This window comes from Geobacillus zalihae NBRC 101842, assembly GCF_001544135.1.
GTDB lineage: Bacteria > Bacillota > Bacilli > Bacillales > Anoxybacillaceae > Geobacillus > Geobacillus zalihae.
In genome coordinates this window covers 1-24,217 of record NZ_BCPV01000057.1, presented here as the reverse complement: position 1 = coordinate 24,217, position 24,217 = coordinate 1, and the positions used below count along the sequence as shown (strand labels likewise).

General features: G+C 52.2%; 26 protein-coding genes, 1 rRNA gene and 1 pseudogene. 10 read left to right on the top strand and 18 right to left on the bottom strand.

Annotation, left to right across the window (positions count from 1 at the left end; all coding sequences use genetic code 11):
* Both GZ1_RS13810 and GZ1_RS13805 read right to left on the bottom strand, forming a co-directional pair.
* Positions 1 to 91: ribosomal RNA gene (locus GZ1_RS13810) — 16S ribosomal RNA — on the bottom strand; the annotation flags it as partial.
* 483 nt (positions 92 to 574) lie between these two features.
* Positions 575 to 1,495, bottom strand: a complete 921-nt coding sequence (locus GZ1_RS13805) for a nucleotidyltransferase-like protein (RefSeq protein ID WP_051049827.1) — start codon at positions 1,493 to 1,495, stop codon at positions 575 to 577.
* Positions 1,496 to 1,869: 374 nt separating this feature from the next.
* Between GZ1_RS13805 and GZ1_RS13795 the strand changes: the two genes are divergently transcribed.
* Positions 1,870 to 2,223: a YgzB family protein gene (locus tag GZ1_RS13795; protein WP_011229983.1), complete on the top strand. Its 354-nt coding sequence runs from the start codon at positions 1,870 to 1,872 to the stop codon at positions 2,221 to 2,223.
* Positions 2,224 to 2,248: 25 nt separating this feature from the next.
* On the opposite strand, the gene perR is transcribed toward GZ1_RS13795, so the two are convergent.
* The 7 genes from perR to GZ1_RS13760 form a co-directional block, all read right to left on the bottom strand.
* The gene (gene perR, locus GZ1_RS13790) at positions 2,249 to 2,707 is read right to left on the bottom strand and encodes a peroxide-responsive transcriptional repressor PerR (protein WP_041470400.1); all 459 of its coding nucleotides are present in this window, start codon (positions 2,705 to 2,707) and stop codon (positions 2,249 to 2,251) included.
* Between the two features lie 224 nt (positions 2,708 to 2,931).
* Complete coding sequence (bcp, locus tag GZ1_RS13785) at positions 2,932 to 3,408, bottom strand: thioredoxin-dependent thiol peroxidase (protein WP_013146299.1); 477 nt, start codon at positions 3,406 to 3,408, stop codon at positions 2,932 to 2,934.
* A 66-nt stretch (positions 3,409 to 3,474) separates the two neighbouring features.
* A complete protein-coding gene (locus GZ1_RS13780) occupies positions 3,475 to 3,879 on the bottom strand; it encodes a potassium channel family protein (protein ID WP_015373979.1) in 405 nt (134 codons plus the stop codon).
* A 169-nt stretch (positions 3,880 to 4,048) separates the two neighbouring features.
* The gene (locus GZ1_RS13775) at positions 4,049 to 5,002 is read right to left on the bottom strand and encodes an L-lactate dehydrogenase (RefSeq protein ID WP_015373978.1); all 954 of its coding nucleotides are present in this window, start codon (positions 5,000 to 5,002) and stop codon (positions 4,049 to 4,051) included.
* A gap of 145 nt (positions 5,003 to 5,147) precedes the next feature.
* On the bottom strand, positions 5,148 to 5,933 hold the full coding sequence (locus tag GZ1_RS13770) for an ABC transporter permease (protein WP_013146302.1): 786 nt from the start codon (positions 5,931 to 5,933) through the stop codon (positions 5,148 to 5,150).
* Positions 5,934 to 5,936: 3 nt separating this feature from the next.
* Entirely contained in the window at positions 5,937 to 6,728 is a 792-nt protein-coding gene (locus tag GZ1_RS13765; protein ID WP_015373977.1) for an ABC transporter permease, read from the bottom strand.
* Positions 6,721 to 7,725 (bottom strand): ABC transporter ATP-binding protein, encoded by a 1,005-nt coding sequence (locus GZ1_RS13760; protein WP_060788702.1) that lies wholly within the window; start codon positions 7,723 to 7,725, stop codon positions 6,721 to 6,723. The genes GZ1_RS13765 and GZ1_RS13760 overlap by 8 nt, the downstream gene beginning before the upstream one ends.
* Before the next feature lie 394 nt (positions 7,726 to 8,119).
* Between GZ1_RS13760 and GZ1_RS13755 the strand changes: the two genes are divergently transcribed.
* The 3 genes from GZ1_RS13755 (at position 8,120) to GZ1_RS13745 (ending at position 11,904) form a co-directional block, all read left to right on the top strand.
* Positions 8,120 to 9,406 (top strand): glutamate-1-semialdehyde 2,1-aminomutase, encoded by a 1,287-nt coding sequence (locus tag GZ1_RS13755; protein ID WP_013146305.1) that lies wholly within the window; start codon positions 8,120 to 8,122, stop codon positions 9,404 to 9,406.
* A gap of 252 nt (positions 9,407 to 9,658) precedes the next feature.
* On the top strand, positions 9,659 to 10,708 hold the full coding sequence (locus tag GZ1_RS13750; RefSeq protein WP_236612582.1) for a glutamate synthase: 1,050 nt from the start codon (positions 9,659 to 9,661) through the stop codon (positions 10,706 to 10,708).
* 116 nt (positions 10,709 to 10,824) lie between these two features.
* On the top strand, positions 10,825 to 11,904 hold the full coding sequence (locus GZ1_RS13745) for an FUSC family protein (protein ID WP_060788701.1): 1,080 nt from the start codon (positions 10,825 to 10,827) through the stop codon (positions 11,902 to 11,904).
* A 13-nt stretch (positions 11,905 to 11,917) separates the two neighbouring features.
* On the opposite strand, the pseudogene GZ1_RS18460 reads toward GZ1_RS13745, so the two are convergent.
* The 5 genes and pseudogenes from GZ1_RS18460 to fabL form a co-directional block, all read right to left on the bottom strand.
* Positions 11,918 to 12,064, bottom strand: a pseudogene (locus tag GZ1_RS18460) (ABC transporter permease); the annotation flags it as partial.
* A 154-nt stretch (positions 12,065 to 12,218) separates the two neighbouring features.
* On the bottom strand, positions 12,219 to 12,752 hold the full coding sequence (gene ntdP, locus GZ1_RS13740) for a nucleoside tri-diphosphate phosphatase (RefSeq protein ID WP_013146310.1): 534 nt from the start codon (positions 12,750 to 12,752) through the stop codon (positions 12,219 to 12,221).
* Between the two features lie 134 nt (positions 12,753 to 12,886).
* Positions 12,887 to 13,096, bottom strand: a complete 210-nt coding sequence (locus GZ1_RS13735) for a YgaB family protein (RefSeq protein WP_013146311.1) — start codon at positions 13,094 to 13,096, stop codon at positions 12,887 to 12,889.
* Between the two features lie 227 nt (positions 13,097 to 13,323).
* On the bottom strand, positions 13,324 to 13,515 hold the full coding sequence (locus tag GZ1_RS13730; RefSeq protein ID WP_011229970.1) for a gamma-type small acid-soluble spore protein: 192 nt from the start codon (positions 13,513 to 13,515) through the stop codon (positions 13,324 to 13,326).
* Positions 13,516 to 13,573: 58 nt separating this feature from the next.
* Entirely contained in the window at positions 13,574 to 14,323 is a 750-nt protein-coding gene (fabL, locus tag GZ1_RS13725) for an enoyl-[acyl-carrier-protein] reductase FabL (protein ID WP_060788700.1), read from the bottom strand.
* Positions 14,324 to 14,382: 59 nt separating this feature from the next.
* Between fabL and yfhS the strand changes: the two genes are divergently transcribed.
* Positions 14,383 to 14,607, top strand: coding sequence for a mother cell protein YfhS (gene yfhS, locus GZ1_RS13720; RefSeq protein WP_060788699.1), 225 nt, complete (start codon positions 14,383 to 14,385; stop codon positions 14,605 to 14,607).
* On the opposite strand, the gene mutY is transcribed toward yfhS, so the two are convergent.
* From mutY to GZ1_RS13700, 4 genes are all read right to left on the bottom strand, one after another.
* Positions 14,604 to 15,704: an A/G-specific adenine glycosylase gene (mutY, locus tag GZ1_RS13715; protein WP_060788698.1), complete on the bottom strand. Its 1,101-nt coding sequence runs from the start codon at positions 15,702 to 15,704 to the stop codon at positions 14,604 to 14,606. The genes yfhS and mutY overlap by 4 nt on opposite strands.
* Positions 15,705 to 15,809: 105 nt before the next feature.
* The gene (locus GZ1_RS13710) at positions 15,810 to 17,075 is read right to left on the bottom strand and encodes an L-lactate MFS transporter (protein WP_015373970.1); all 1,266 of its coding nucleotides are present in this window, start codon (positions 17,073 to 17,075) and stop codon (positions 15,810 to 15,812) included.
* A gap of 16 nt (positions 17,076 to 17,091) precedes the next feature.
* The gene (gene fdhD / locus GZ1_RS13705) at positions 17,092 to 17,883 is read right to left on the bottom strand and encodes a formate dehydrogenase accessory sulfurtransferase FdhD (protein WP_013522986.1); all 792 of its coding nucleotides are present in this window, start codon (positions 17,881 to 17,883) and stop codon (positions 17,092 to 17,094) included.
* Between the two features lie 260 nt (positions 17,884 to 18,143).
* Positions 18,144 to 18,491, bottom strand: coding sequence for a Na-translocating system protein MpsC family protein (locus tag GZ1_RS13700; protein ID WP_013146316.1), 348 nt, complete (start codon positions 18,489 to 18,491; stop codon positions 18,144 to 18,146).
* 262 nt (positions 18,492 to 18,753) lie between these two features.
* Between GZ1_RS13700 and fdhF the strand changes: the two genes are divergently transcribed.
* From fdhF to GZ1_RS18455, 5 genes are all read left to right on the top strand, one after another.
* On the top strand, positions 18,754 to 21,717 hold the full coding sequence (fdhF, locus tag GZ1_RS13695) for a formate dehydrogenase subunit alpha (RefSeq protein ID WP_015373969.1): 2,964 nt from the start codon (positions 18,754 to 18,756) through the stop codon (positions 21,715 to 21,717).
* The gene (locus GZ1_RS13690) at positions 21,710 to 22,198 is read left to right on the top strand and encodes a helical membrane plugin domain-containing protein (RefSeq protein ID WP_015373968.1); all 489 of its coding nucleotides are present in this window, start codon (positions 21,710 to 21,712) and stop codon (positions 22,196 to 22,198) included. The genes fdhF and GZ1_RS13690 overlap by 8 nt, the downstream gene beginning before the upstream one ends.
* A 512-nt stretch (positions 22,199 to 22,710) precedes the next feature.
* Positions 22,711 to 23,694 (top strand): metal-dependent hydrolase, encoded by a 984-nt coding sequence (locus GZ1_RS13685; protein WP_015373967.1) that lies wholly within the window; start codon positions 22,711 to 22,713, stop codon positions 23,692 to 23,694.
* 107 nt (positions 23,695 to 23,801) lie between these two features.
* Positions 23,802 to 23,963 carry a small, acid-soluble spore protein K gene (locus tag GZ1_RS13680; protein ID WP_011229959.1) on the top strand — a complete coding sequence of 54 codons (162 nt, stop codon included), beginning with the start codon at positions 23,802 to 23,804 and terminating at the stop codon, positions 23,961 to 23,963.
* Positions 23,964 to 24,030: 67 nt separating this feature from the next.
* Positions 24,031 to 24,192 (top strand): YpzG family protein, encoded by a 162-nt coding sequence (locus GZ1_RS18455; protein WP_011229958.1) that lies wholly within the window; start codon positions 24,031 to 24,033, stop codon positions 24,190 to 24,192.
* The last annotated feature ends 25 nt before the right edge of the window (positions 24,193 to 24,217 follow it).

Below are 24,217 nucleotides of genomic sequence, written 5' to 3'. Positions count from 1 at the left end.
CCAGAGCAAGCTCCCGTTCGGTCCGCTCGACTTGCATGTATTAGGCACGCCGCCAGCGTTCGTCCTGAGCCAGGATCAAACTCTCCAAAGAAAGTTGATTGGCTTTTCGCATTGTCCAGCTTCGGCCGCTATCGGCTTGCGACGCTTCGTGTCCCGCTTTGGCGGGCTAAGCCCGCTCGCGGGCCTCTCAGCGCGTTTCGCCGATAGGCAAGCGGCCTCCGCTTTTCGTTGCGCTTCGTTTCGTTCAGTTTTCAAGGAACGAGACCTCTTCTTGAACTTGCTTCGTTGCAGTCTTGCGTCGAGGAATCCAATTCCTCTGGACTCCCTCAAACGCAAATGTGTTTTCCGCTTCCTAAAGCAGCCCTTACATCATAGCATTTTTATTGTTCGTTGTCAACAGCCTTTTATTCATACCGCTCGGCAACATTTTCCCGCCGCGGCAGCGATTTAAAATATATCATCGTTCGACAAGGAAGTCAAGAGCTTTTTTCGGCCGGGTTGCCTCCTTCCTTCAATGATCTTGGCAACTGACATTTGTATAAACACAATGAAATTCCTAATAGCATCCATCCTCTCACCGGTCCCTTCCACTTTTTAGGATCAGCGGAAGGGGACCGTCAAAATTCTTTTTTTGCAATGTGTAATACCGTTCGAACATTGTATTTCCTTTTGTCGGCATTTCCACGACGGTTAGCACTTTCCTTTCGACAAGATACTCAAGCATGATGACAAGATCAACCGAGTAAGGCGCAAACTGCGGATGACCGGTCATTTCCTCAATGCTCCAAGTACCATTTTTTTCTTTCAGCGCTTCGCATAAATGAGAGGAACCTGATTCTACGTAAGAATGAATCAAAAATTCACTGGCCAGCAACAAAAGTTCCAGCCGTTTCGGAAGCGGTTCTTCACTTCCGACGAGTTCTTCATACAGTTTATAAATCCTTCCATCCATTCGCTTGACTTGATTCCATACGGTCACTTCCGGGTAAAGTCCGTGCTCGATCACGGTCAATCGCGCCAAATGATGGAGGGCTTGCACCATATGGTTGTATGAGTCGAGCCAATGCTTGGCGGCAAACAGCGCCTTGCCATCTGTATAGCGGCGGATCAGTTTGGCAAACTCGAGTCCCATTTTCAATCGCCGTTCTTTAGGCGGGAATTGCTCAAGGCGCTGGCGCAACTGCTGAACATAGCCGTTTCGGTCAAACACGACCTTTCCGTTGAACACCCAGTCGACCGCCTTTCGATGTGACCCGAGAACAAGCCATTCATTTAACTGCCGTTCACTGACTGCATAAAGCACCGCCTTTTTCTCGTTTAGTGAATACTGTCTGAGAAGCATAGGCTCGCTTTGCGGGTCGACAATGACGAGCAGCACGACATCAAACGTATCCGTTGTTGCTGCATGGCAAGCCGTTTTTTCAATCATTAAAATTCCGTGCGTGTTGCAGCGGTTTGCCCATTCGTGACAGATGGGATGCAGCAATTCTTTCATACCTCGCGTCCGTTGCAGAAAGCCGGCCGCGATATCCGGCGGACAAATCCCTCAGATATCCCAACATATCGATTGACAGACAACCATACGTTCCCATTTTGAGCCGGCTGTTTTTTCTGCAACGTTTTTTCCTCCCTTCCACCGTCATCAATCATCACATTGCGTTTGTGCAGATGTTCAAACAATGCTGTCAACGCTTGTTTCATTTCAGAAAGACCAGAATGCTTGCATCCATGAAGCTGTCGTTTGTTGCCGTCATTCGTTATTCGACAAAAAACGAGGAATTCCTTTCTTTAAAACGTCGATTTTGTTGATTTCTTCTTCGCGATGGGACCCCGTTTTATGGTATAGTGGTCTATGTAGGAGGGACTGTGATGAGCATCAAATATTCGAGCAAAATCAACAAAATTCGCACTTTCGCCTTAAGCTTGATTTTTATCGGTGTCATTGTCATGTATCTTGGGCTGTTTTTTCGTACGTCCCCGGTCATCATGACGTTGTTTATGTTGTTTGGGATGTTGTTTCTTGTCGCCAGTGGCATTGTATATTTTTGGATCGGCACACTCTCGACGAGAGCCGTCCAAGTTGTTTGCCCGTCGTGCGGCAAAGTGACAAAAATGCTCGGACGCGTCGATTTATGCATGTTTTGCCGTGAACCGTTGACGTTAGACCGCGAACTGGAAGGAAAAGAGTTTGACGAAAAGTACAACAAAAAAAGAAAAAGCTGATAGCCGCCTTGTGCTATCAGCTTTTTTAATGCGAATGCGCCGGCGCCCTGCTTTTTTGACAGTCAGGGCAGACTCCGTACACTTCCATGCGATGATGGTCGACCTTAAAGCCGGTGACGTGAGCGGCAAGCTGCTCGACTTCATCAAGCGCTGGATAGTGGAAATCGACAATTTTGCCGCACTCTTCACAGATGACGTGATAATGATTGGAAGTGACGAAGTCAAACCGGCTTGACGAATCGCCGTACGTCAGCTCTTTGACAAGCCCGATTTCCTTAAAGACGCGCAAGTTATTGTAGACGGTAGCTACACTCATGTTTGGGAATTTCCCTTCCAGCGCTTTGTATATTTCATCAGCCGTCGGATGGGACATCGAGCTGATCAAATACTCCAATATCGCATGACGCTGCGGCGTGATGCGTATGCCAGTCTTTTTCAGCATGTCAAGCGCTTCCTTCAGTTGCTCGTTGTCAGACACCGTCATGCACCTCACTCTCTGTTCAAAGGTGAAAAAAATTATCACTTTATAATATTTATAATTAGTCTACAAAGAATACATGCCATTTGTCAATATAGATGCCATTAATATATGGGCTCAGACGCCATTTTAACAAAAAAAGGAGGCGGAAATTGTTTCCGCCTCTTATGTCATTCATTTGAGGAGGTTACTATGTATCATACGCAAAACGATGTACATTGTCTGGACGCTTACCTAGATGACGCTAGTCGGGCGACTTCCGCAAGCGCCTCATCGACATGCCCCTTCACTTTCACCCCGCGCCATTCTTGAACCAACGTTCCGTCGGGGGCGATAATGAATGTCGAGCGATCAATACCCATATATTCCTTGCCGAAATTTTTCTTTTTCTTCCATACCCCATACAGCTCGGCCACTTCATGCCGCTCATCAGAAAGAAGCAAAAATGGCAACTCATATTTTTCGATAAACGCCTCATGCCGCTTCATCGGGTCGGTGCTCACTCCTAAAATGACGGCGTTCAACTCGGCGAACTGCGCATGGCGATCGCGAAAGTCGCACGCTTCGGCTGTGCACCCCGGGGTCATGTCTTTTGGATAAAAGTAAAGCACCACATACCGGCCGCGAAAATCAGACAGCGAAACCATTTTCCCATTGCTTGCCGGCAAGGTGAAATCTGGAGCTGGCTGGCCAATGGCAATCGTCATGTCGTTCCCCCCGTCTTCTTCATTTTCTTTTAGCGTAGCGAAGACGAAGGGAAATTGCAACTCATATCAGCGATGATCCCAGTCAAACACGGTGCGCGTCACGATGACAGCGGGCATAATGTAGCCGAGCAGCGCTTCGGCAATGGCGATCCACCGCCCGACGCCGATCGGAGTGACATCACCGTATCCGACCGACAAAAGCGTCATACCGCTTAAATACAAGCTGTCTTCAAGCAGCGACAAACGATCTTTCGATGCGCTATTTGGGGATGGGGTAAACACGGCATGGCCGTTTACTTGCAAAATCATATAAATCATGGCAAAACCGAGCAACATCGTTAAATACCAGTGGACGAGAACCCATAAGCTATCGAGTGACATGCGATGCGTCGCTTGCACGCGCACTGTCCAAAGCGAGGTGATGCTGCCGAGCAGTACGGCGGCAACAATGCCAAGGAAGGCGTAATCCATCACGTTCCCCCCATTTTTGTCCGTCGTTCATATATACGCGGACAACCGGGCGATTATACCGCATGACCCTCCGAACCCTGCTTGAATCGGCAGCACTCCTGTATTCCACCGGATCGCCCGACCCATTTGACAAACCAGCGTCCCGTCAGACGAAGCCAATCGTTGCGCTTTACTGAGCAAAATAGCGCGCCAATACACCTTTTAACGTCGCAGCACTACGGTGGAACCATTTTTTCTCCTCCTCGTCAAGTTCAATTTCAATCACTTCGCGGATGCCATTTCGGTTGATCACAGCAGGCACACCGATGTAGACATCGCGTTCGCCGTATGGGCCGTCCAAGTAAGCGGAAACGGTCAAAATGGCATTTTCATGATGCAAAATGGCGCGCGTCACGCGGGCAAGCCCCATAGCAATCCCGTAGTACGTCGCTCCTTTTTTCTCAATAATTTGGTAGGCGGCATCGCGCACATTGACAAAAATGCGCTCGAGCTCTTTTTGCGCTTCTTCCCCTTTGGACTCGACCAGCTTGCGAATCGGCACGCCGCCGATATCAGCCTGGCTCCAGACCGGGAGTTCAGTGTCGCCATGTTCGCCGATCATATAGGCGTGCACGTTCGTCGGGGCGACGGCGAAATAGTCGCCCAACAAAAAGCGGAACCGCGCCGTGTCCAAAATCGTGCCCGATCCGATTACTCGCTCTTGCGGCAGGCCGCTGAATTTCCACGTCGCGTACGTTAAAATGTCGACCGGATTGGTGGCGACGAGAAACAGTCCTTGAAATCCGGATGCCATGACCGACTCAACGATCGAGCGGAAAATGGCAATGTTTTTGTCCACAAGATCAAGCCGCGTCTCGCCCGGTTTTTGGTTGGCGCCGGCGCAAATGACAACCAAATCGGCATCGCGGCAATCATCGTAATCGCCGTGCCAAATGTCAGCCGGCTTCGGCGCAAATACTTTCCCATGGTTTAAGTCCATCGCATCGCCCTCAGCCTTGTTTTCATTTGCATCGATGAGCACGATCTCATCGGCAATCCCTTGATTCATTAAGGCAAACGCATAACTGGCGCCGACAAACCCGGTGCCGACGACCGCTACCCGATTTCCTCTCCCGTTTTTCATAACTATTCACCTCTTCTTCCTTTTTGTGAATATATTCACATTTTATTTTACGCCATAACATGCTAACGATACAGACAAGGTTGTGTCGATTGCTTGACCATTGTTTGTCATTTTGATGGCAAATGAACAAAAACGGGCGGGGCGCCTAGCTCCCCGTCCCGCGATATCGCCTCACCCCGGCGTTCCAAAGCATGACCGAAACGGTGAAGCAAACCATGCCGACCACTGGGGTGAAAAAGGCATAACTGTACCATTCCTTTTTATCAAGAAAATAAGCAGCTGGATAAACGCCGACAAAGGCAAACGGCAGCACCCACGTTAAAATATAGCGGATGACGCGATGATAAATATCGATCGGGTAGCGGCCATAGCTGCTGATGTTGTACATCATGGGCATGATGGATGTGCGGGCGTCGGCAAAAAAACTGATCGTCGCCAATGAAATGAAAATGCCGGCATAAATCAATGCACCGCCAATGACAAACAAAATAAACACGAAGACATCATACCAATGAAATGAAAGAGACAAGCGGCTGCCGGCATACAGCATAATGATCAGCCCGGGCACAGCGCCAAGCAACGATTCGAGCTCCATCCGCTCCAAAACAATTTGAAACAGGCTGTTTAGCGGGCGCGTCAACACGCGATCCATTTCCCCCTGCACAATATATCGTTCATTAAAATCCCAAAGGTTAAAAAAGGCGCCAAATACGGCATACGGAACAAGAAAAAAACCGTAAATAAACAAAATCTCATCGCGCGACCAGCCGTGAAGCAGCGTCGTATGGCCGAACACGACAAGCAAGAACACTAAGTTCACCGCCTGCGCCATTAAGTCGGACAACCATTCAATGAGCAAATCAGTGCGGTATTGCAATTTTGTCTTCATGTACTGGGCCATATATTGAAAAAAAACAGATACGTAAAACAATGTCTACCCCCCTTGCACAACAAGCCGCTTTTTCGCCACCCGCCATAGCAGCGCGATCGGAAACAATAACAGCACGCACCACGCCGCCTGCGTGAACAATCCATCGCTTACAGCGGCGCCTTGGAAGCTTTCCGTAATGATCATGCTTGGAATATAGCTAATGGCTTGAAATGGCATATACGCCATGAGCTGCTGCGCCCAATCCGGGTAAAACGACAAAGGCAAAATAAGACCGGAAAATAGATCGATAATAAACCGTTTCGCCCTAAGCAACCCTTCATTTCGGAACGTAAAAAACGTCACAACCCCCGCAAGCAAGTTCAGCTCCGAAAAAATGATAAAGCTGAATAGAAGCGACAAGCCAAAAGCGAGCCACGTTTTGGCGTGTCCCGGAAACTGAAGCGGCAAAAAAAGCGATACGAAAAAAAGCCCAGGCAGCGATAAAAAGAAAAGGCGAAACAACCCTTCGCCAAGCCCTTGCACAGCTTTCATCCCTAAATAGCTGTACGGGCGGATCAGTTCAATCGCTACTTTTCCATCGCGGATTTCCATGGCGATTTCACGGTCAAGGTTGTTAAAATAAAACGCCCGCGCCAGCCAGGAAATGGCGACATACGTCGTCATTTGCCCAAGCGACATCCCTTGCATCGATGATTTGCCGCCATAAATAGCCGACCAAAGGAAGTAATACGCTGCGATGTTAATGGCGTAAATCAAAATGCCAGTGTAATAGTTTGTCCGGTAGGCGAGCATCATTAAAAAGCGGATGCGGACCATTTCGACATACTTACCCATGAACCGCACCTTCCTCATAAATATTGCGGATGATCTCCTCCGTCGGCACTTCATGAATGCGGATGTCTTGCAGTGCACAACGGGCAGCGACGCGACTGACAACTTCCGGAACGCCTCCTGATGGGACGTGCGAGACCCAAACGTTTGGCTGTTCACCTTTTTTCCAAACAACCTCCAATCCTTCAGTCAACTGCTGCAAAAAAGCGGCCGTCACCGCTTCGGCGAACGTAAAGGCGATCCGTTTTCCTTGCCCCCATCTTTCTTTCAGGCGCTCAAGCGACCCGTCGTAAATGATTTTCCCTTCATCGAGCATAATGACCCGCTCGCAAAGCGCTTCAATGTCTGACATGTCGTGCGTCGTCAGCAGGATCGTCGTGCCATACCGTTCATTCAATTGCTTTAAAAACTGGCGGATGTTGAGTTTGACAAGCACATCAAGGCCGATCGTCGGTTCATCCAAAAACAATAGCGGCGGGTTGTGAATGAGCGCGGCGGCAAGCTCACAGCGCATCCGCTGGCCAAGCGACAGCTTGCGCACCGGCTTATCAAGCAGCGGGCCGATCTCAAGCATGTCAATCACCTCGGCCATATGGCGGCGATATTGCTCGTCCGAGACGCAGTACACTTTTTTCAACAGCCGGAACGACTCTTGAACAGCGATGTCCCACCATAATTGCGAACGCTGGCCGAACACGACGCCGATCGTGCGCACGAATTTTTCCCGTTCTTTATGCGGATTCATCCCGTTGACGACAACGCGCCCAGACGTTGGCGTTAAAATGCCGGTCAACATTTTGATCGTCGTCGATTTGCCGGCGCCGTTTTCGCCGATATAGCCGACGATTTCCCCTTGCTTAACAGCAAACGAAATGTCATCAACCGCTCGAACGAGCGTATAACGGCGCGTCCATAAATCGCGAAACGCTCCGACAAGGCCGGAGCGGCTTTTGTGCACTTTAAATTCTTTGCGCAAATGTTCTACTTCAATCGCGTTCATCGTTCTCCTCCTGACCTCTCCTTGGCGTCAAATGAAAAAGGCAGCTTGCGCCCTTCTCCCTATGTTGCATTATACATGAATCGCCGCCATTTTCATCTTTTTTGTTTTCCAGTCTGTTGACGCCATTGCGTTAGGCGCCGCCGCCGATTTGGAAAGAACGGCAAAATGCTTTTGTCCTAAATCAATGCCCACTCACCGATCGACCGTCGGCAACAGTTGGATGTCAGTTCCGCCCATACGGAAACAAACGATTTCCTGTCGGATTTTTTCGAATCGGCACGTCAATGATGGGAGAAACCGATCCGTCTCCCGCTTTACACCTATAGCATTGAAGTTTGAGTCTTCTCGGTTTACTATATAAAGAGGCAGTCAGCGGAAACAGGAGGATCAAACAATGCAGTGGACCAAATCAGAACAATTATATGAAGAAGCGCTCCAGCACATTGTTGGTGGAGTGAACAGCCCGTCCCGCTCATACAAAGCGGTCGGCGGCGGTGCGCCAGTCGTGATGGAGCGGGCGCAAGGAGCCTACTTTTGGGATGTGGATGGAAACAAGTACATCGACTACTTGGCCGCCTACGGACCGATCATCGCCGGGCACGCCCATCCACACATCGCGGAAGCCATCCGCCGCGCCGCCGAGACCGGTGTGTTGTACGGCACGCCAACGCCGCATGAGATCACGTTTGCCAAAATGTTAAAAGAGGCGATCCCGTCGCTCGAGAAAGTGCGGTTTGTCAACTCGGGAACAGAGGCGGTGATGACCACGATCCGCGTCGCCCGCGCCTACACCGGACGAAGCAAAATCGTCAAATTCGAAGGCTGCTACCATGGCCATTCGGACCTTGTGCTCGTCGCCGCCGGCTCGGGGCCATCGACGTTGGGGACGCCGGACTCAGCCGGCGTGCCGCCGAGCATCGCCCAAGAAGTCATTACCGTGCCATACAACGATGTCGAATCGTTCCGCGAAGCGATGAACGTTTGGGGCGAGCAAGTCGCAGCGGTCCTCGTCGAGCCGATCGTCGGCAACTTCGGCATCGTCCTGCCAAAACCGGGCTTTTTAGAAGCGATCAATGAGATTGCCCACAAGGAAGGGGCGCTCGTCATTTACGACGAAGTGATCACCGCCTTCCGCTTTATGTACGGCGGAGCGCAAAACTTGCTCGGTGTGGAGCCCGACTTGACGGCGATGGGGAAAATCATCGGCGGAGGCTTGCCGATCGGGGCGTACGGTGGACGCCAAGACATTATGGAACAAGTCGCTCCGCTCGGACCAGCGTACCAGGCCGGGACGATGGCCGGCAACCCGGCGTCGATGCTCGCTGGCATCGCCTGCCTTGAAGTGTTGAAACAAGAGGGCGTCTATGAGCATCTCGACCGATTGGGAGCAATGCTGGAAGAAGGCATCCTTGCCCATGCTCGCCAATGCGGCCTGCCGGTGACCGTCAACCGCTTAAAAGGCGCGCTCACCGTCTTCTTCACTGACGAAAAAGTGGAAAACTACAAGCAAGCCCAGCGCAGCGACGGCGAGTTGTTTGCGAAATTTTTCAAGCTCATGCTCAAACAAGGGATCAATCTCGCGCCGTCGAAATACGAAGCATGGTTTATCACCCTCGCCCATACGGAAGACGACATCGCCTACACGATCGACGCGGTCGGCAAGGCGTTCCGGCAGCTATAAGCGCTTGCGCCTCTATCACCCTCGCTGAACAGCGCCCGCGTCAGGCAGGCGCTGTTTTGTTTTCACTGCATTTGTTGACAATTTTGTGAACAACGCAGGAGAACGGGAAAGGGTCATTGATTTCCATCTGCCTGCATGGTATGATAAGCACCAAATTCTGAAAATTAAGACTCGCATTTTTCATCCAGCAAGCAGTGGAGGAGGTGACCGGCGCCGAGGGGAGAACGCCCTCCCGACCGCGCCTAAGTATACATGGAGCAACGTACATATCGTTTGGCAAACGAAGCGAACCAGCGCGGCGCCCTGTTGTTGGCGGCCGTGGAAAAGCGGAACATCCCGACCAACGAACATGTCCAAGCTGTCCTTCAGGCGCTTGCCCAATGGAGCGCAAAAGGAAACGCTGCGATTCAGCTGGACATCCCGCGCAAACTATGGATGGAAAAACTCGCGAATACTGGGCAAAATCCGGAAATTGCAACAAACAGCTATTTCACCGTCGGTCATATACACATTGCGCCTTCCGCTGACGCTGAGCGGGTTCGGGCGCACCTTCGTCAATTGTGCAAACAGTTTGGCTTCATTCTTCTGTTCGAAACCATCCGGCCATCCGCAGATGAAAGCGCCTTGTTTTGGCAAATCGCCATGCTGCCAGGCGATGTATTTTCGTTATCAGACCGCTTGTTTCGACTGACGGCCGCTATGGAACGCGAGCCGCACGTCCGCGTTGCTTCGCTCGGCCACACTCATGTGATCTATCAAGCATATACACTGGCTGATTTGTTGCGCGAACCGGATGTATCCCATCCGTTTTTCGCCTCAGCCGCTTCGTTCGCCTATGCCAATGGGGCGGAGTCTTTCTTTTGCCATCAGCGGCTCGGTTCAGCCGGCATGCTTGTCCATTGCGGGGAAATGTCTGTTGGCGCTGTGGAAACGCTCATTTACGACCACGGTTACAGCCTGCTCGAGGCAGCCGGAGCTGCCTTTTGGCCCGACGCGGCCAAACGACACAGCTTGCCGTCTATCGGACAGCTGCCGGCATGTTTGGCCGCCAGCTTCGAACAAGAAGCCGTATGGGTCGCCGGAACAGCCGGAGCGCTTTGGAAAACGGATGATTCCTCCCGTGTATTCATCGCCTCTCGTCCGCAGGGCGGCCATGCTGAACCGCTCGCTCCCGGCCAGCCGCTGGCGCTCATCCGTTCCACAACGGGGCGAACCCAATGGCTGAATGGCGACCATTTCCTCCAAGAGATGGCAATCCGCCTCTCCAATCGGCGCGATGCACATGCTCCGATCGCCTTTTGATCCTTCACGCCCTGCTGATTTCGGCAGGGCGTTATATTTTTTTCCTTGCACTCATATCTAAAAGTGTGTATAGTACTGAATGGTCTACGAAAATGGAAAAGGAGAGGTTTCCATAGATGAAGCTCGGTGCCCGCATTTTCAAAACGGGGATCGCGGTGGCGCTCGCCTTGTTTTTGGCGGCGCTCTTTCACTTTCCGTCACCGGTGTTCGCCGGCATTTCCGCTGTATTTGCCATGCAGCCAACCATTTATCGCTCATATTTGTCACTCATCGAACAAGTGCAGGCGAACGTGATCGGCGCCTTGTTCGCGATTGCGGCGGTTCTTATCCTCGGCCGCGACCCGCTGGTCGTCGGCTTGACGCTCATGGTTGTGATCGCTCTTTGCCTAAAAATGCGCCTTGAATCGTCGACAATTTCCGTGGCGCTTGTCACCGTCATTGCCATTATGGAATACACGGACCGCCAATTTATCGAATTTGCGGCCATCCGCTTTTTAACGATTATGTTCGGCATTTTCGCCGCCTTTCTTGTCAACTTGATTTTCTTGCCGCCAAAGTATGAAAAGAAATTGTACGAAAAAATTCGCGATGAGACGGAAGCGATTTTGAAATGGATTCGCCTTTGTCAACAGCAGGCGGCCGATCATCATCACTTAAAGGACGAGATCGAAACGTTGCACGAGGAAATGACGAAACTGGAGCACTTGTATTTAATGTATAAAGAAGAACGCACCTATTTTCGACGCCAACGCTTCCAAAAGTCGCGCAAGCTTGTGCTGTACCGGCAAATGATCGCCTCAGCCGACCGGGCGCTGTCCGTATTAAAATGGCTCCACCGCCTTGAGAATGAGTTGGGCCGCCTGTCCGACCCGTTTCGCCATGCCATCTGCCTGCACCTTGGCAGCCTGGTTGGGTATCACGAGCAAATGTTGCTGAAGTTTGTCCATCAAGCAAAGCCGCTTCCCCATCACATGTGGGCAGAAGGCATCGATCGCGAACGGGGGCGGCTCGCTTCCATGATTTACGCCGACGGGCAGCCACCTTCCGATTACCGCCTATTTTCGTTACTCGGCGCCATCATTGATTATGGAGACCGGCTTGAGCATTTAGACAAGTTAATTGATAGTTTTCACCATTACCATTACGATGACGAATTGGCCAAACAGCTCGAAAAGTCGGCAGGCGGCCGCTCCTAGCAGGCCGCCTCTCTCAATTTTTCATCCGCGGGTCAAGCGCGTCGCGCAGCCCGTCGCCCATTAAGTTAAAGCCAAGCACCGTCAGCATGATCGCCAATCCAAGGAAAATCATCGTCCACGGTGCTTGGGTCAAGAAGTCTTTGGCATCAGACAACATTTTCTTAATATTTTTGCTTACTACTGCAACTGCTGGATCGTCAACAAATGATAATAGCTTCCTCCCTTTTCCATCAGTTCCTCATGCGCGCCTCTTTCGACAAAAAAGCAGAAAAAACCTGCCAGCGATGCCGAACAGGCTTTTTTCATGCCGCTATTTACGTTTGGTACGCCTGAAACACTCCGTACCATTTGTCGATAAACTCGGGCGCAAACGGCCCTTTCCGCTCCTTAATCCAGCCGATCAGTTTTTGAACGTTGTTTTTTAAAATGCGGTCGATCACATCGGGATAGTGCATTTCGCGGCGATGCCGCTCATACTCATCTTCATCCAGCAGCATGTACGTCATATCGGGAAACACTTTAATATCCAAATCATAATCGATGTACTTCAGCGCTTCTTCATCCCAAACGAACGGCGAGCTTAAATTGCAATAGTAGTACACCCCGTCCTCACGAATCATGGCGATAATGTTAAACCAATGCTTAGCATGAAAAAAACAAATCGCCGGTTCGCGCGTCACCCACGTCCGGCCGTCCGCTTCCATGACGAGTGTTTTGTTATTGCCGCCGATCACATACGATGGCGTCCCTTTTAATACGACCGTTTCCTGCCAAATCCGGTGAATCGTCCCATTATGTTTGTAGCTATGGATTTGAATGATTTTCCCTTCCCGAGGGTAAGCTGGCATCATTCTTCCCTACTTTCCGATGGGAGCTTCTTCGTTATATTATACCCTGTTCCTTTTGCAAAAGGAAAGAAAAGCAGGCCGCCTTACTGAGGAAAAGGCAACTGGCGCGTTGGCTCAAGGACGCATCCTGTCCGTCAGACACCGGATGCCATCTGCCCTAAAAATGCGCGACGGATGGCTTCCACCTCCCGTTTCATTTGCCGCACTTCCTCGCGCAAGGCGGCGGTCGGCGCTTCACGTTCAAGTTCATCCAACTGGCGGGTGATCTCCTCGCAACGCTCCATCTCCTGTTGCAAAAACAGCGCCTCGTCGCCTACATTCGTCCATGCGTGCTCCATCGCCATTCCGTTCTCCCTTCCCCTTTGCCGTGTGATTTCCTTTCATCATTTCGCGTCCGCACCCACAAATCCCTTTCACTAATCTTGTAAAGAGATGACAGCTTTTGTCGACAAAAAAAGCAGAGGCGCGCCGCCCCTGCTTTTGCCTTCCATCTTCGGCCTATCGCCTGCGCTCTTGCAGCAACATACGCCGTCGTCACAACCGCCAGGCGTCAGCCGTGGATGATCGTTGGTTATTGATTGACATTTTGCGCTTTGCGGGCTTCCGCTTGCGCATTTTGTTGTTTTACGTGTTGCACATTCGTCTCAGCCGCAAATTCCGTCGCAAATTGGCCAGCTTGAGCGGCTTGAGCCGATTGGGCATTTTGTTGTCTTACTTCTTGAATGTTTGTGCCAGCTGCTGTTTTGTTCGGTTGTTTGGCCATTGTTCTCACCTCCACGTGCTTTACTATACCCCGGGGGTGATCGTTCTATCCGCTGACATCACAAAAGTAAAGATCTTCCACCATCGACAATGATCGTCTGCCCGCGAATCATCTCGGCTGCATCCGAGAGCAAAAACAAAACCGCGTTGACGATATCATCGGGTTTGACCGGGCGGCCAGCCGGCGTGTTGGCCGCCGCATCGGCGAGCAGCTCTTCACGGTTCGGGAAGTGCTTCAGCGCATCGGTATCGACCGCCCCGCCGGAGACGGCGTTGACGGCGATGTTTTTCGGCGCCAGCTCGACAGCCAAGTAGCGGGTCAGCGCTTCCAGAGCGGCTTTCGAGACGCCGACCGCCGTATAGTTTTCCAAATAGCGGATCGACCCAAGCGAGCTGATGCTCACAATTTTCCCGCCGCCAACCCGCTCCATCCGTTTCGCCGCTTCTTGGGCGCAAAAGAGAAGCGCTTTGCTGTTGATGTTCATCGTCCAGTTCCAATGCGTTTCCTCAAGTTCCAGCGCCGGGCGCAGCACGCCGGAGGCAGCGTTGTTCACGAGCACGTCGACCCGTCCGAACGTTTCATCAATTTTGGCAAACATCGCCCGGATTTTCTCGACATCGCCGACGTTCGCTTTGACGACGAGCGCTTTTCTCCCGAGCGCTTCAATTTCACGAGCCGTTTCTTCAGCAGCGGTTTTGCTGCGGGCATAATTGACCACGATATCATATCCTTCTTGCGCCAGCCGCAGCGCAATGGCTTTGCCGATGCCGCGGCTGCTTCCTGTCACGACCGCTACTTTTCCACTCATGTTTTTCCGCCCCTTTACGTATAATATAGCCGAATTCCACCGCGAAGGAGGCGCAGCCTATGTACGTTGGCCGCGATATGACAGAATTGTCCATGATCCCGAAAACGGAATGGACAGACGACGAACTCGCTCATTTTCACCATTCATTCCAGCAAATCGCTCCGTATTTAAACGCCGAAGGGCAAACGATCTACCGCGAAATCATCGAGGAAATCGAAGCGCGCGGCGGCCTTGGGCGCCGTGAAGCGACGTATACAAACGGCACGATGCCGGTGCCTGATTAATCGGGGCGGCGTACTCCGCCCGCCCATTCTTTATATTCGCGCCAAACACGTTGATGGGACACCGGAAAGGCGTACGCTTCGAGCTCATCTTCAGACACAAGCCGAAAAGGCTCCTTGGTGGACTCGCTGCTGATCAGGCGGCCGGGAAACACGGTCAACTGCCAGACTAAATGGGAAAACGCATGCTCAAACGAAACGATCGGTTCTGTAAGCTCTACTTGCAAACCGTATTGCTCCCCAACCATTTGCTCGAGCTTCTCTTTTCCATCTGCGCCGTCCGTTTCGCAGCTGGGGAACTCCCATAAATTCGCAAGCAAACCGGTGTTGTCGCGCTTGCGAATGAGAACGCGGCCTTCATCATCGGCCAGCACCGCTACTGCGAGCGGCACTTGTTTGACCGCTGTTTTTTTCGTTTTCACCGGCAGCTCTTCCGCCACCCCTTCGGCGAACGCTTGGCAGTAGGCTTGCACCGGACAAAGAAGGCACGACGGGCGGCGCGGTGTGCAAACAAGAGCGCCAAGCTCAATCAGCGCCTCGTTAAACGCTCCCGGGTTTTCGTACGCCATAATTTCGCGGACGATTTGTTCAAATCGTTTTCTCGTCGACGGTTTGGCAATATCGTCTGTCACGAGAAACAGACGCGACAAGACACGCATTACGTTGCCGTCAACAGCCGGCTCCGGGACGCCATAAGCGAGGCTCAACACCGCCCCGACCGTATACGGTCCGACTCCTTTCAGCCTAGAAAATTCATCTGGATCGTCCGGCACTTTGCCTCCATAGCGCGTTTTCACTTCTTTCACCGCCGCGTGCAAATGGCGCACGCGCGAGTAATAGCCGAGCCCTTCCCACGCCTTCAGCACCTCGTCCTCATCAGCGTCAGCAAGCGCCTCCAGCGTCGGAAACCGATCGATAAACTGTTCAAAATACGGAATGACCGTCTCGACGCGCGTTTGCTGCAGCATCACTTCCGACACCCATACTTTGTATGGGTCGCGGTCTTTCCGCCACGGCAAGTCGCGGCGCTCGCGGGCGAACCAGTCAAGCAAATCGCGCTGAAACTCGCGCGCTGGAAATCGCTCTGTTTCTCTTGTCATTCAACGTTTCCCCCATGATGCCTATTATCCATATCCATTTTATTATATCAAAAAACCCCCGGCGTGGCTTGCCGCACGCCGAGGGGAAACGGAAGGAAATCGTTCTCAACTTTCCTTAGCCGCAGAAACATAGGCGATCGATTCATGTCGAGCACGCAATCGGCGAATATCAATGCGCACGAGCAACGAGATGATGAAAGCGATGACAAACAATCCGCCAAAAAAGGCCAAACTTCCTTCATAAGAACCGGTCGTGTCTTTAATATACGCGGCAAACATCGGTCCGACAAGGCCCGCTGCAGCCCAAGCGGTCAAAATATAACCATGGATGGCGCCAAGCTGCTTCGTGCCGAACAAATCGCCGATATACGCCGGGATACAGGCGAATCCGCCGCCGTAGCACGTATACACAATCGTCAGCATAACCACAAACAGCCATTTGATGGACACGTTCGGCAACAGGAAGAAAATCAAGATTTGCAAAACGAAAAACGTCGTATACGTATTCGGCCGCCCAATATAATCAGAAGCCGATGCCCAACCGATGCGCCCTAACCCGTTAAACACCCCAATGGCGCCAACTAATGCCGCCGCGGCCGTTTGGCTGATGCCGATGCTTTCCACCGCCAGCGGTTTGGCCACCGCTAAAACGGCAATGCCGCACGTCACGTTAATAAACAACATGAACCATAAATACCAAAACCGTCTTGTTTTGACCGCCTCATTGGCCGTCAATTGCGCCAAATCAAGCGAAGGTTTGGCTTTTCCAGCCTTCACTTTTTCCTGAAATCCTTCCGGCAGCCATCCTTCTGGCGGCTTTTCTAAATAAAGAGAAGATAACGTCATAATGACAAAATACGTAATGCCTAAAATGAAAAACGTATTTTGGACGCCGACGGAGGCAATCAAACTGTTCATCACCGGACTCGCGATCGCTGCGGCAAACCCAAACCCCATAATCGCCAGCCCTGTAGCCAACCCGCGCCGGTCTGGAAACCATTTGACAAGCGTTGACACTGGCGCAATATACCCGACGCCGAGCCCAATTCCTCCCAACACCCCGTAAAACAAATACAGCAAGTATTTCGAACCAAGCGCCACGGCCAAACCGGACCCCGTCACCCCGAGGCCAAAGAAGATGGCGGCCAATAGCCCGGATTTCCGCGGTCCGTGCTTTTCCACAAAATGGCCAAGGAACGCAGCCGACAATCCTAAAAACAAGATCGCAATGCTGAACGTGAGCGCTACTTCCTGATCGGACCATCCAAACAATTGTTTTAATGGATTGGTAAAATTGCTCCACGCATAAACAGACCCAATCGAAATATGAATGCCAACGGCCGATAACGCAATGAGCCAACGGTTTTTCACAGCCTCTCCTCCCCTTTTACCCGATTATGATCCGACTCTCATGCGTATACACGTTAAACACCTGTCCGCGCAAAAAGCCAACGACGGTTATGCCGAGTTCATCCGCCAAATCTAAGGCTAGCGTCGTCGGGGCCGATTTTGAGAGCAGGACACTCACTCCCATTTTCGCCGCCTTTAACAGCACTTCCGACGAAACGCGGCCGCTGAATACAATAAGCTTGTCTTTCACCGCAACTTGATGACGCAGGCAATAGCCATACAGCTTATCAAGCGCGTTGTGACGCCCAATGTCAGAGCGGATGGCGACGATCCCGTCCGGTGTGGCGAGCGCGGCGTTGTGAAGACCGCCGGTTGCCGCAAAGTCCGTCGACTGCTCGTGCAGCGCTTTCATGAGGCGAATGCAGTCATCCGCCTTCACGGCGATGCCGCCGACGATCGTTTTCGCCGTCTTCACATCATTGTAAAAATAAAACTGCCGACTTTTTCCGCAACACGAGCCGATGAACCGCTTGGCATAAAACTGTTTGGCCGGCAGTCCGCCCGCGGCGAGCTCAACATAAGCAAAGCCCCGCTCCCCATCAATGCTCATTCCTTTGATGTCGCTGTACGTCCGAATGACTCCTTCCGAGGCCAAAAATCCGATTACCAATTCATCTAGATGCGCCGGCGTGCAAACGATCGTCGCAAACTCCTCGCCATTGACCGTTATGGTCAACGGAAACTCGAGCGCGATCTCGTCCTCTTCCTCAACAAAGCGCCCGTTCCGGTATTTCGCAATCGGTCGCCGTTTCGCCGCAAACCCGCTCACCTTGCCATTCCCCCTTTCCATGCAAAATAAAACCGCCGCCTTCCGGACAAGAGGACAAACTCGCCCCTGTCAGCGAAAAGCGGCGGTAGTTTGCGCCCAGCACTTCTGCAGCGAAACCAACGCACATCCGTTTCCGAAACCTGCCTGCCAAGCGGCAAAACCGTTTAGCCGGCAAGGCTTCTACTATTTTCATCGTGCTAACTATTCATAAGCATACCACGAACAGTAACGAAAAACAATTGTTTCTGTTCACAAAATCGTCACAATTCAATCGGTTTTTCAAATACAAAAACGGAAACAGCCATATCCTCTTCCACTTTAATATCACTGAACAAATAAAGAAGCTTCGAACCGACAAGCTCTTCCATGCCGTCCGGCACATGCTGGGCGTACACATCTTGGATCATTTTCGTTCTCGCTGCATGCACCATGTCCCGCCCTTCCGGCGTGCGGGCGATAAATTTTTCCGTCGGCGTCAAATTGCCGTGCAAAATGGTGATCGCCAAATTGTCAACAAAATACGTTTTGATCCGCTCTGGCCCTTTCCCAAACAGCTGTTTGCGCACTTTGCGCACAATATCGTTGAAAGCGGCTTCTTTTTTGGACATTCTCATCCCTCCTTGCGGTCAGCAGAAAAACTTCCGGCCCATCCGTTGTGTTCTTCCTTTCGCCGTACTATAATAAACTATAGCAAATGTATACATAGTGGAAAAATAATAAGGCAAGAAGCGGCCTTGTTATTTTTCTACTAAATATAAAAAGTTTGGATTGGTTGTTTAGTATCGTTATGCTAAAGAACTACTCCACCCACGATGAAGCATTCGTCTCGTCGCTGGTGGAGTTTTTTATTTTAACAAAGGGGGAGCGATGATGGGAGCGCAAATGGTGACGGTAACCATCAACGGGCGTACCTACCACGCCAAGCCAGGGATGACCATTTTAGAAGTCGTCAATGAACACGGTCTTCCGCATCCGCAAGTTTGTTATACGCCGGAGCTTGGCGCCATTCAGACATGCGACACGTGCATCGCTGAAGTCAATGGAACGCTGCTTCGTGCCTGTGCGACACCGGTTGAGGACGGCATGGTCGTCGAACTCGGCTCGCCGCGGGCAAAGGCAGCGCAAAAAGAAGCGATGGACCGCCTGTTGGAAAATCATCTCTTGTACTGTACGGTGTGCGACAACAACAACGGCAACTGCAAGCTGCACAACACGGCGGAAATGATGCAAATTGAACATCAAACATATCCGTACCGGCCGAAAGTCGACCCGTCCGAGGTGGACATGTCGCATCCGTTCTACCGCTACGACCCGAATCAATGCATCGCCTGCGGGCAATGCGTCGAGGCCTGCCAAAACTTGCAAGTGAACGAAACGCTTTCGATCGATTGGGAAGCGGAACGGCCGCGCGTCGTTTGGGACGGTGGGGTGCCGATCAACGAATCGTCGTGCGTCAGCTGCGGGCATTGCGTCACCGTCTGTCCGTGCAACGCGTTAATGGAAAAATCGATGCTCGGCGAAGCCGGATTTATGACGGGGCTGGACAAAGACGTGCTCAATCCGATGATCGATTTCGTCAAAGAAGTGGAGCCGAATTACACCGCCATTTTCGCCGTTTCCGAAATTGAAGCCGCCATGCGCGAACAACGGATCAAAAAGACGAAAACGGTTTGCACGTTCTGCGGTGTCGGCTGTTCGTTTGAAGTGTGGACGAAAGGGCGGAAAATTTTAAAAATCCAGCCGGTTTCTGAAGCGCCGGTCAACGCCATTTCGACATGCGTCAAAGGGAAATTCGGCTGGGATTTCGTCAACAGCGAAGAGCGCCTGACGAAACCGCTCATTCGCAAAGGCGACGTATTCATCGAGTCGACATGGGACGAAGCACTCGACCTCGTTGCCGAAAAATTGGGCGCGATCAAGCGGCAATACGGCGGCAACGCCATCGGGTTTATTTCATCGTCAAAAATTTCCAACGAAGAAAACTATTTAATGCAAAAACTGGCACGCCAAGTATTTGAAACGAACAACGTCGACAACTGTTCACGCTACTGCCAGTCGCCGGCGACGGACGGCCTGTTCCGCACGGTCGGCATGGGCGGCGATTCCGGCACGATTCATGACATCGCTTCAGCCGGCCTTGTCATCATCATCGGCGCCAACCCAGCGGAAGGGCATCCGGTCATCGCCACCCGCGTCAAACGGGCGCATAAACTGTTTGGCCAAAAACTCATTGTTGCGGACTTGCGCCGAAATGAAATGGCCGAGCGGGCTGACCTGTTCATCCGCCCGAAACAAGGCACCGACCAAGTATGGCTGATGGCCGTGACAAAATACATCATCGACCAAGGCTGGCACGATGAGGCATTCATTCGCGAGCGCGTCCATTTCTTTGAAGAGTTTAAACAATTGCTGGAAAAATATACGCTTGATTATGCCGAACAAGTCACCGGCGTCGCCAAAGCCGACCTCATCCGCATCGCCGAAATGATCCATGAGGCGGACGGCACGTGCGTCCTCTGGGGCATGGGGGTCACGCAAAACACGGGCGGCAGCGATACATCGGCGGCGATTTCCAACTTGCTTTTGGCAACCGGCAACTACGGCCGTCCGGGGGCGGGCGCGTTCCCATTGCGCGGCCATAACAACGTCCAAGGCGCCTGCGACATGGGTTCGCTTCCTGCCTGGCTGCCTGGCTACCAACATGTCACCGATGATGAGGCGCGAGCGAAGTTTGAAAAAGCGTACGGCGTCCGCATCGATGCGAAACCAGGCCTTGACAACATCCAAATGCTCGAAGCGGCCGAGCGCGGCGAGCTGAAAGCGATGTATATCATCGGCGAAGATATGGCGCTTGTCGACTGCAACGCCAACCATGTGCAAGAGACGTTGGCGAAGCTTGACTTTGTTGTCGTTCAAGACATTTTCTTGTCAAAAACAGCGCAATTTGCGGATGTCATCTTGCCAGCAGCGCCAAGTTTGGAAAAGGAAGGAACTTTCACGAATACCGAGCGCCGCATCCAACGGTTTTACCAAGCGCTGGAGCCTCTTGGCGACTCCAAGCCAGACTGGTGGATCATTCAAGAAATCGCGAAGCGGCTTGGCGCCGATTGGAATTACGCCGGTCCGAAAGAAATCATGGATGAAATCGCCAGCCTCGCTCCACTGTACTCACAAGCGCATTACGACCGGCTCGAGGGCTGGAACAGCCTTTGCTGGGGCAGCCACGACGGCGCTGATACGCCGCTGTTGTACAAAGAGCGGTTCAACTTCCCGGACGGCAAAGCCCGCTTTGCGTTAGCCGATTGGGTCGAACCGGTGCAATATCCAAAAGAGTACGATTTGCTTGTGAACAACGGCCGATTGCTCGAACATTTCCATGAAGGAAACTTGACGTACAAATCCAAAGGCATCGAGCATAAATTCCCAGAAGTGTTTGTCGAAGTATCCCCTGAACTCGCCAAAGAACGCGGCATTGAAGATGGGGCGCTCGTTCGGCTCATCTCGCCGTACGGCCGCGTCAAAGTGCGCGTGCTCGTCACCGATCGAGTCAGAGGCAATGAACTGTTCTTGCCGATGCACTCCACAGCCAATGAGAGCGCCATTAACATGCTGACCGGCCCGCAAACCGACCATCGCACGAACACGCCGGCTTACAAACAAGCCCGCGTGCGCATGGAAGTCATTGAACGGTCCGGCAAGACGCCGCTGCCGCGCACAAATCCGCGCTTTAAAAAGCGGCATCCGCAAAACGGCGTCGAGGTGGAGCGGAAGTGGCGGCGAAGCGACTACGTGCCGCTCACCGAGGAAAACAAGGGGGTGACGATCGGTGGCTAAGCCGATTACCACCATTCAAAAGCGCCAAATGACGGAGGAAGAAAAACGAACTGAAGCGCTGGCCAAGCTAAAAGCCGCTGTCGGCGACAGTGAAGAGGCGGTCCGCGAGCTCTTGGAGTTCATCGAGCAGCTCCATGAAAGCGGCCTGCTCGAAGCGGCCAACGCCTTGTTAAAAGCACGGGAAGACGTGGCGAAAATCGTCGTCGGCCAGCTCAACCAAAAACCGGTGACAACGATGATCAACCATGCGTTCGCCATAGCTGCCCTTGCTGCTTCACTTGATCCGGAGAAAACGGCGAAACTGCTTGAGCACATCGCCGCCGGCGCGCTGGAGGCGTACGAACAAAACTCCGCCGAAACAAAAAAAATCGGGTTGTTTGATTTGCTTAAAGCGCTCAATGACCCGGACATCAACCGCGCGATCCGCTTTTTCCTGTCCGCTCTCAAAGCGATCGGCAAACGGTTCAGAAATGACGGCTAATCGATCGGCTGGCAGAGAAAAGGACAGTTGACCAATGAGCCGCCAAAAGAACGGATGGTGAACCGATCTTCCATCAAAATGGAATGCTCCCCACTTACACCTATATAGACGTTGAAGTGGGGAGCTTCTCGGTTCGAGATGATCAACAAAACGTCCCGCCTCATGCGGGGCGCTTTTCGTTTTTGGTTGAAGCGCTTCCCTTTTCGTCTGACGAACGGCTTGCTTCCTGTTTCTTTTTCTCACTCCACTGTCTATCAATCGTTTCCTTTTTTGAATCTTTGTGAAATTGGTCGTTCCGCCTCTCGCCAACGATTGTCGCCCTATGATACACTAGCCATAACCTTGTTTGTCTCTCGCCTCCTTTCGGCCAATGCCTCAAACGGTTATTGGCTGAACACAAGGTGGGGCATACTAATAGTTGCATGAAAAAGAAAGATGTGCTCCGGCCGAGAGACAACAGACAGTTTCCATCCGAACATGCAACGATGCTGCAAGAAGGAGGCGCCTTCACGTTGGATACAGGCACACATGTTTTGATGGGGGTGGCGCTCGGCAGTCTTGCTTCACTTGACCCTGCGATCGCCCACGATCCGCTCTTATCCCACGCTGTGTTGATCGGCGCGCTCGCTGGCTCGCAAGCGCCGGATATCGACACGATTTTCAAATTGCGCAACAACGCCCAATATATTCGCAACCATCGCGGCATCACCCATTCGATTCCCGCCGTCGTTCTTTGGCCGCTGCTCATCGTCAGCGTGATGGCCGCCATCTATCCGAAAACGGATTGGCTTCGCGTTTGGCTTTGGACGTTTGTTGCCGTCGCCTTGCACGTATTTGTTGACATTTTTAACTCTTACGGAACCCAGGCGTTGCGCCCGTTTACAAAAAAATGGATCGCCCTTGGCGTGATTCATACGTTTGATCCGGTCATTTTTGGGCTTCATTTGGTTGGCGTCGGTGGCTTGTTTCTCGGCGCCCATCCCGGTTATACGTTTCTTGTCGTCTACGTGCTTATCGCTGCGTATTATGGGCTTCGCTTCCGCCAGCAGGCCAACATCAAACGGCTCGTGCACGCCTCGATCGCCGGGGTGACCGAGATCATCACCGTACCGACATGGCGGCCGCGCGAATGGCATTTAGCCATTTCAACCTGCGACGAATTTTACGTCGCCCGCGTCAAACGCGGCGAGCTCATCATCCTTGACCGCTTCCAAAAGCGTGCGCTTCCCGACCATCCGGTGATGAACGCCGCCAAACGCGACGAAAATATCGCCGCTTTCTTATCTTTTTCCCCGGTTTACCGTTGGGAAATGAACGAATACGATGATTACTATGAAGTGCGCTTTACTGATTTACGCTATCGAAGCAAAGGGTATTACCCGTTTGTCGCTGTCGTCCAGCTCGACCGCGATCTCAATATTGTCAGCTCATACACCGGCTGGATTTTCAGCGAAGGCAAACTGCGCAAAAAGCTCGAACTTGCTCCAAACGGCTGATGGGCTCCGCCCCAATCATTGCCACACATAAGCGCTACAGGGTGTCCCATAATAAAAATACGTGTTGGCCATCCAACACGAGCACGCCGTTAAGGAGGGAATGTGCCGTGCGGAACAAAGCGCACAACTTCCCGAACCAAAACAACAACAAGCTCGAAGGCGAACCGCGCGCCAAGGCCGAGTACGCCTCGAAGCGGGCCGACGGCACGACCAACACCCACCCGCAAGAACGGATGCGCGCCTCCGGCGAACGAAGCGATTTCTTTTAACATGAAGGGGGAGCACGGCATCGTTCGCCGCACTCCCCCGGCACATTCCGCAGCGAGGTGAACAATCATGGGTCACCATCGGCACAAAAAATTTTATGACAACTTTTATTCGAACCCGTTTCAGCAGCCGTGGGCCAATCCAAAACACGCCCACTCGCAAGTGAACGGCGAAACGCAGCAAACGCTTGACCTCATCATTTTAGAGCGGCAGACGCGCAAGCAGTCGTAGCGGAACAACCTAGGGAGACACCCTC

Coding starts and splice junctions, on each gene's coding strand:
- bcp (WP_013146299.1), bottom strand. CDS start 3,408: ATGACGATTGCCATTGGCCAGCCAGCTCCAGATTTCACCTTGCCGGCA.
- GZ1_RS13805 (WP_051049827.1), bottom strand. CDS start 1,495: ATGAAAGAATTGCTGCATCCCATCTGTCACGAATGGGCAAACCGCTGC.
- GZ1_RS13730 (WP_011229970.1), bottom strand. CDS start 13,515: ATGGCCAAACAACCGAACAAAACAGCAGCTGGCACAAACATTCAAGAA.
- ntdP (WP_013146310.1), bottom strand. CDS start 12,752: ATGCCAGCTTACCCTCGGGAAGGGAAAATCATTCAAATCCATAGCTAC.
- GZ1_RS13760 (WP_060788702.1), bottom strand. CDS start 7,725: ATGAACGCGATTGAAGTAGAACATTTGCGCAAAGAATTTAAAGTGCAC.
- GZ1_RS13755 (WP_013146305.1), top strand. CDS start 8,120: ATGCAGTGGACCAAATCAGAACAATTATATGAAGAAGCGCTCCAGCAC.
- mutY (WP_060788698.1), bottom strand. CDS start 15,704: ATGACAAGAGAAACAGAGCGATTTCCAGCGCGCGAGTTTCAGCGCGAT.
- GZ1_RS13735 (WP_013146311.1), bottom strand. CDS start 13,096: ATGGCGATGGAGCACGCATGGACGAATGTAGGCGACGAGGCGCTGTTT.
- GZ1_RS18455 (WP_011229958.1), top strand. CDS start 24,031: ATGGGTCACCATCGGCACAAAAAATTTTATGACAACTTTTATTCGAAC.
- GZ1_RS13780 (WP_015373979.1), bottom strand. CDS start 3,879: ATGGATTACGCCTTCCTTGGCATTGTTGCCGCCGTACTGCTCGGCAGC.
- fdhF (WP_015373969.1), top strand. CDS start 18,754: ATGGGAGCGCAAATGGTGACGGTAACCATCAACGGGCGTACCTACCAC.
- GZ1_RS13775 (WP_015373978.1), bottom strand. CDS start 5,002: ATGAAAAACGGGAGAGGAAATCGGGTAGCGGTCGTCGGCACCGGGTTT.
- GZ1_RS13750 (WP_236612582.1), top strand. CDS start 9,659: ATGGAGCAACGTACATATCGTTTGGCAAACGAAGCGAACCAGCGCGGC.
- GZ1_RS13765 (WP_015373977.1), bottom strand. CDS start 6,728: ATGGGTAAGTATGTCGAAATGGTCCGCATCCGCTTTTTAATGATGCTC.
- GZ1_RS13795 (WP_011229983.1), top strand. CDS start 1,870: ATGAGCATCAAATATTCGAGCAAAATCAACAAAATTCGCACTTTCGCC.
- yfhS (WP_060788699.1), top strand. CDS start 14,383: ATGTACGTTGGCCGCGATATGACAGAATTGTCCATGATCCCGAAAACG.
- GZ1_RS13745 (WP_060788701.1), top strand. CDS start 10,825: ATGAAGCTCGGTGCCCGCATTTTCAAAACGGGGATCGCGGTGGCGCTC.
- fabL (WP_060788700.1), bottom strand. CDS start 14,323: ATGAGTGGAAAAGTAGCGGTCGTGACAGGAAGCAGCCGCGGCATCGGC.
- perR (WP_041470400.1), bottom strand. CDS start 2,707: ATGACGGTGTCTGACAACGAGCAACTGAAGGAAGCGCTTGACATGCTG.
- GZ1_RS13700 (WP_013146316.1), bottom strand. CDS start 18,491: ATGTCCAAAAAAGAAGCCGCTTTCAACGATATTGTGCGCAAAGTGCGC.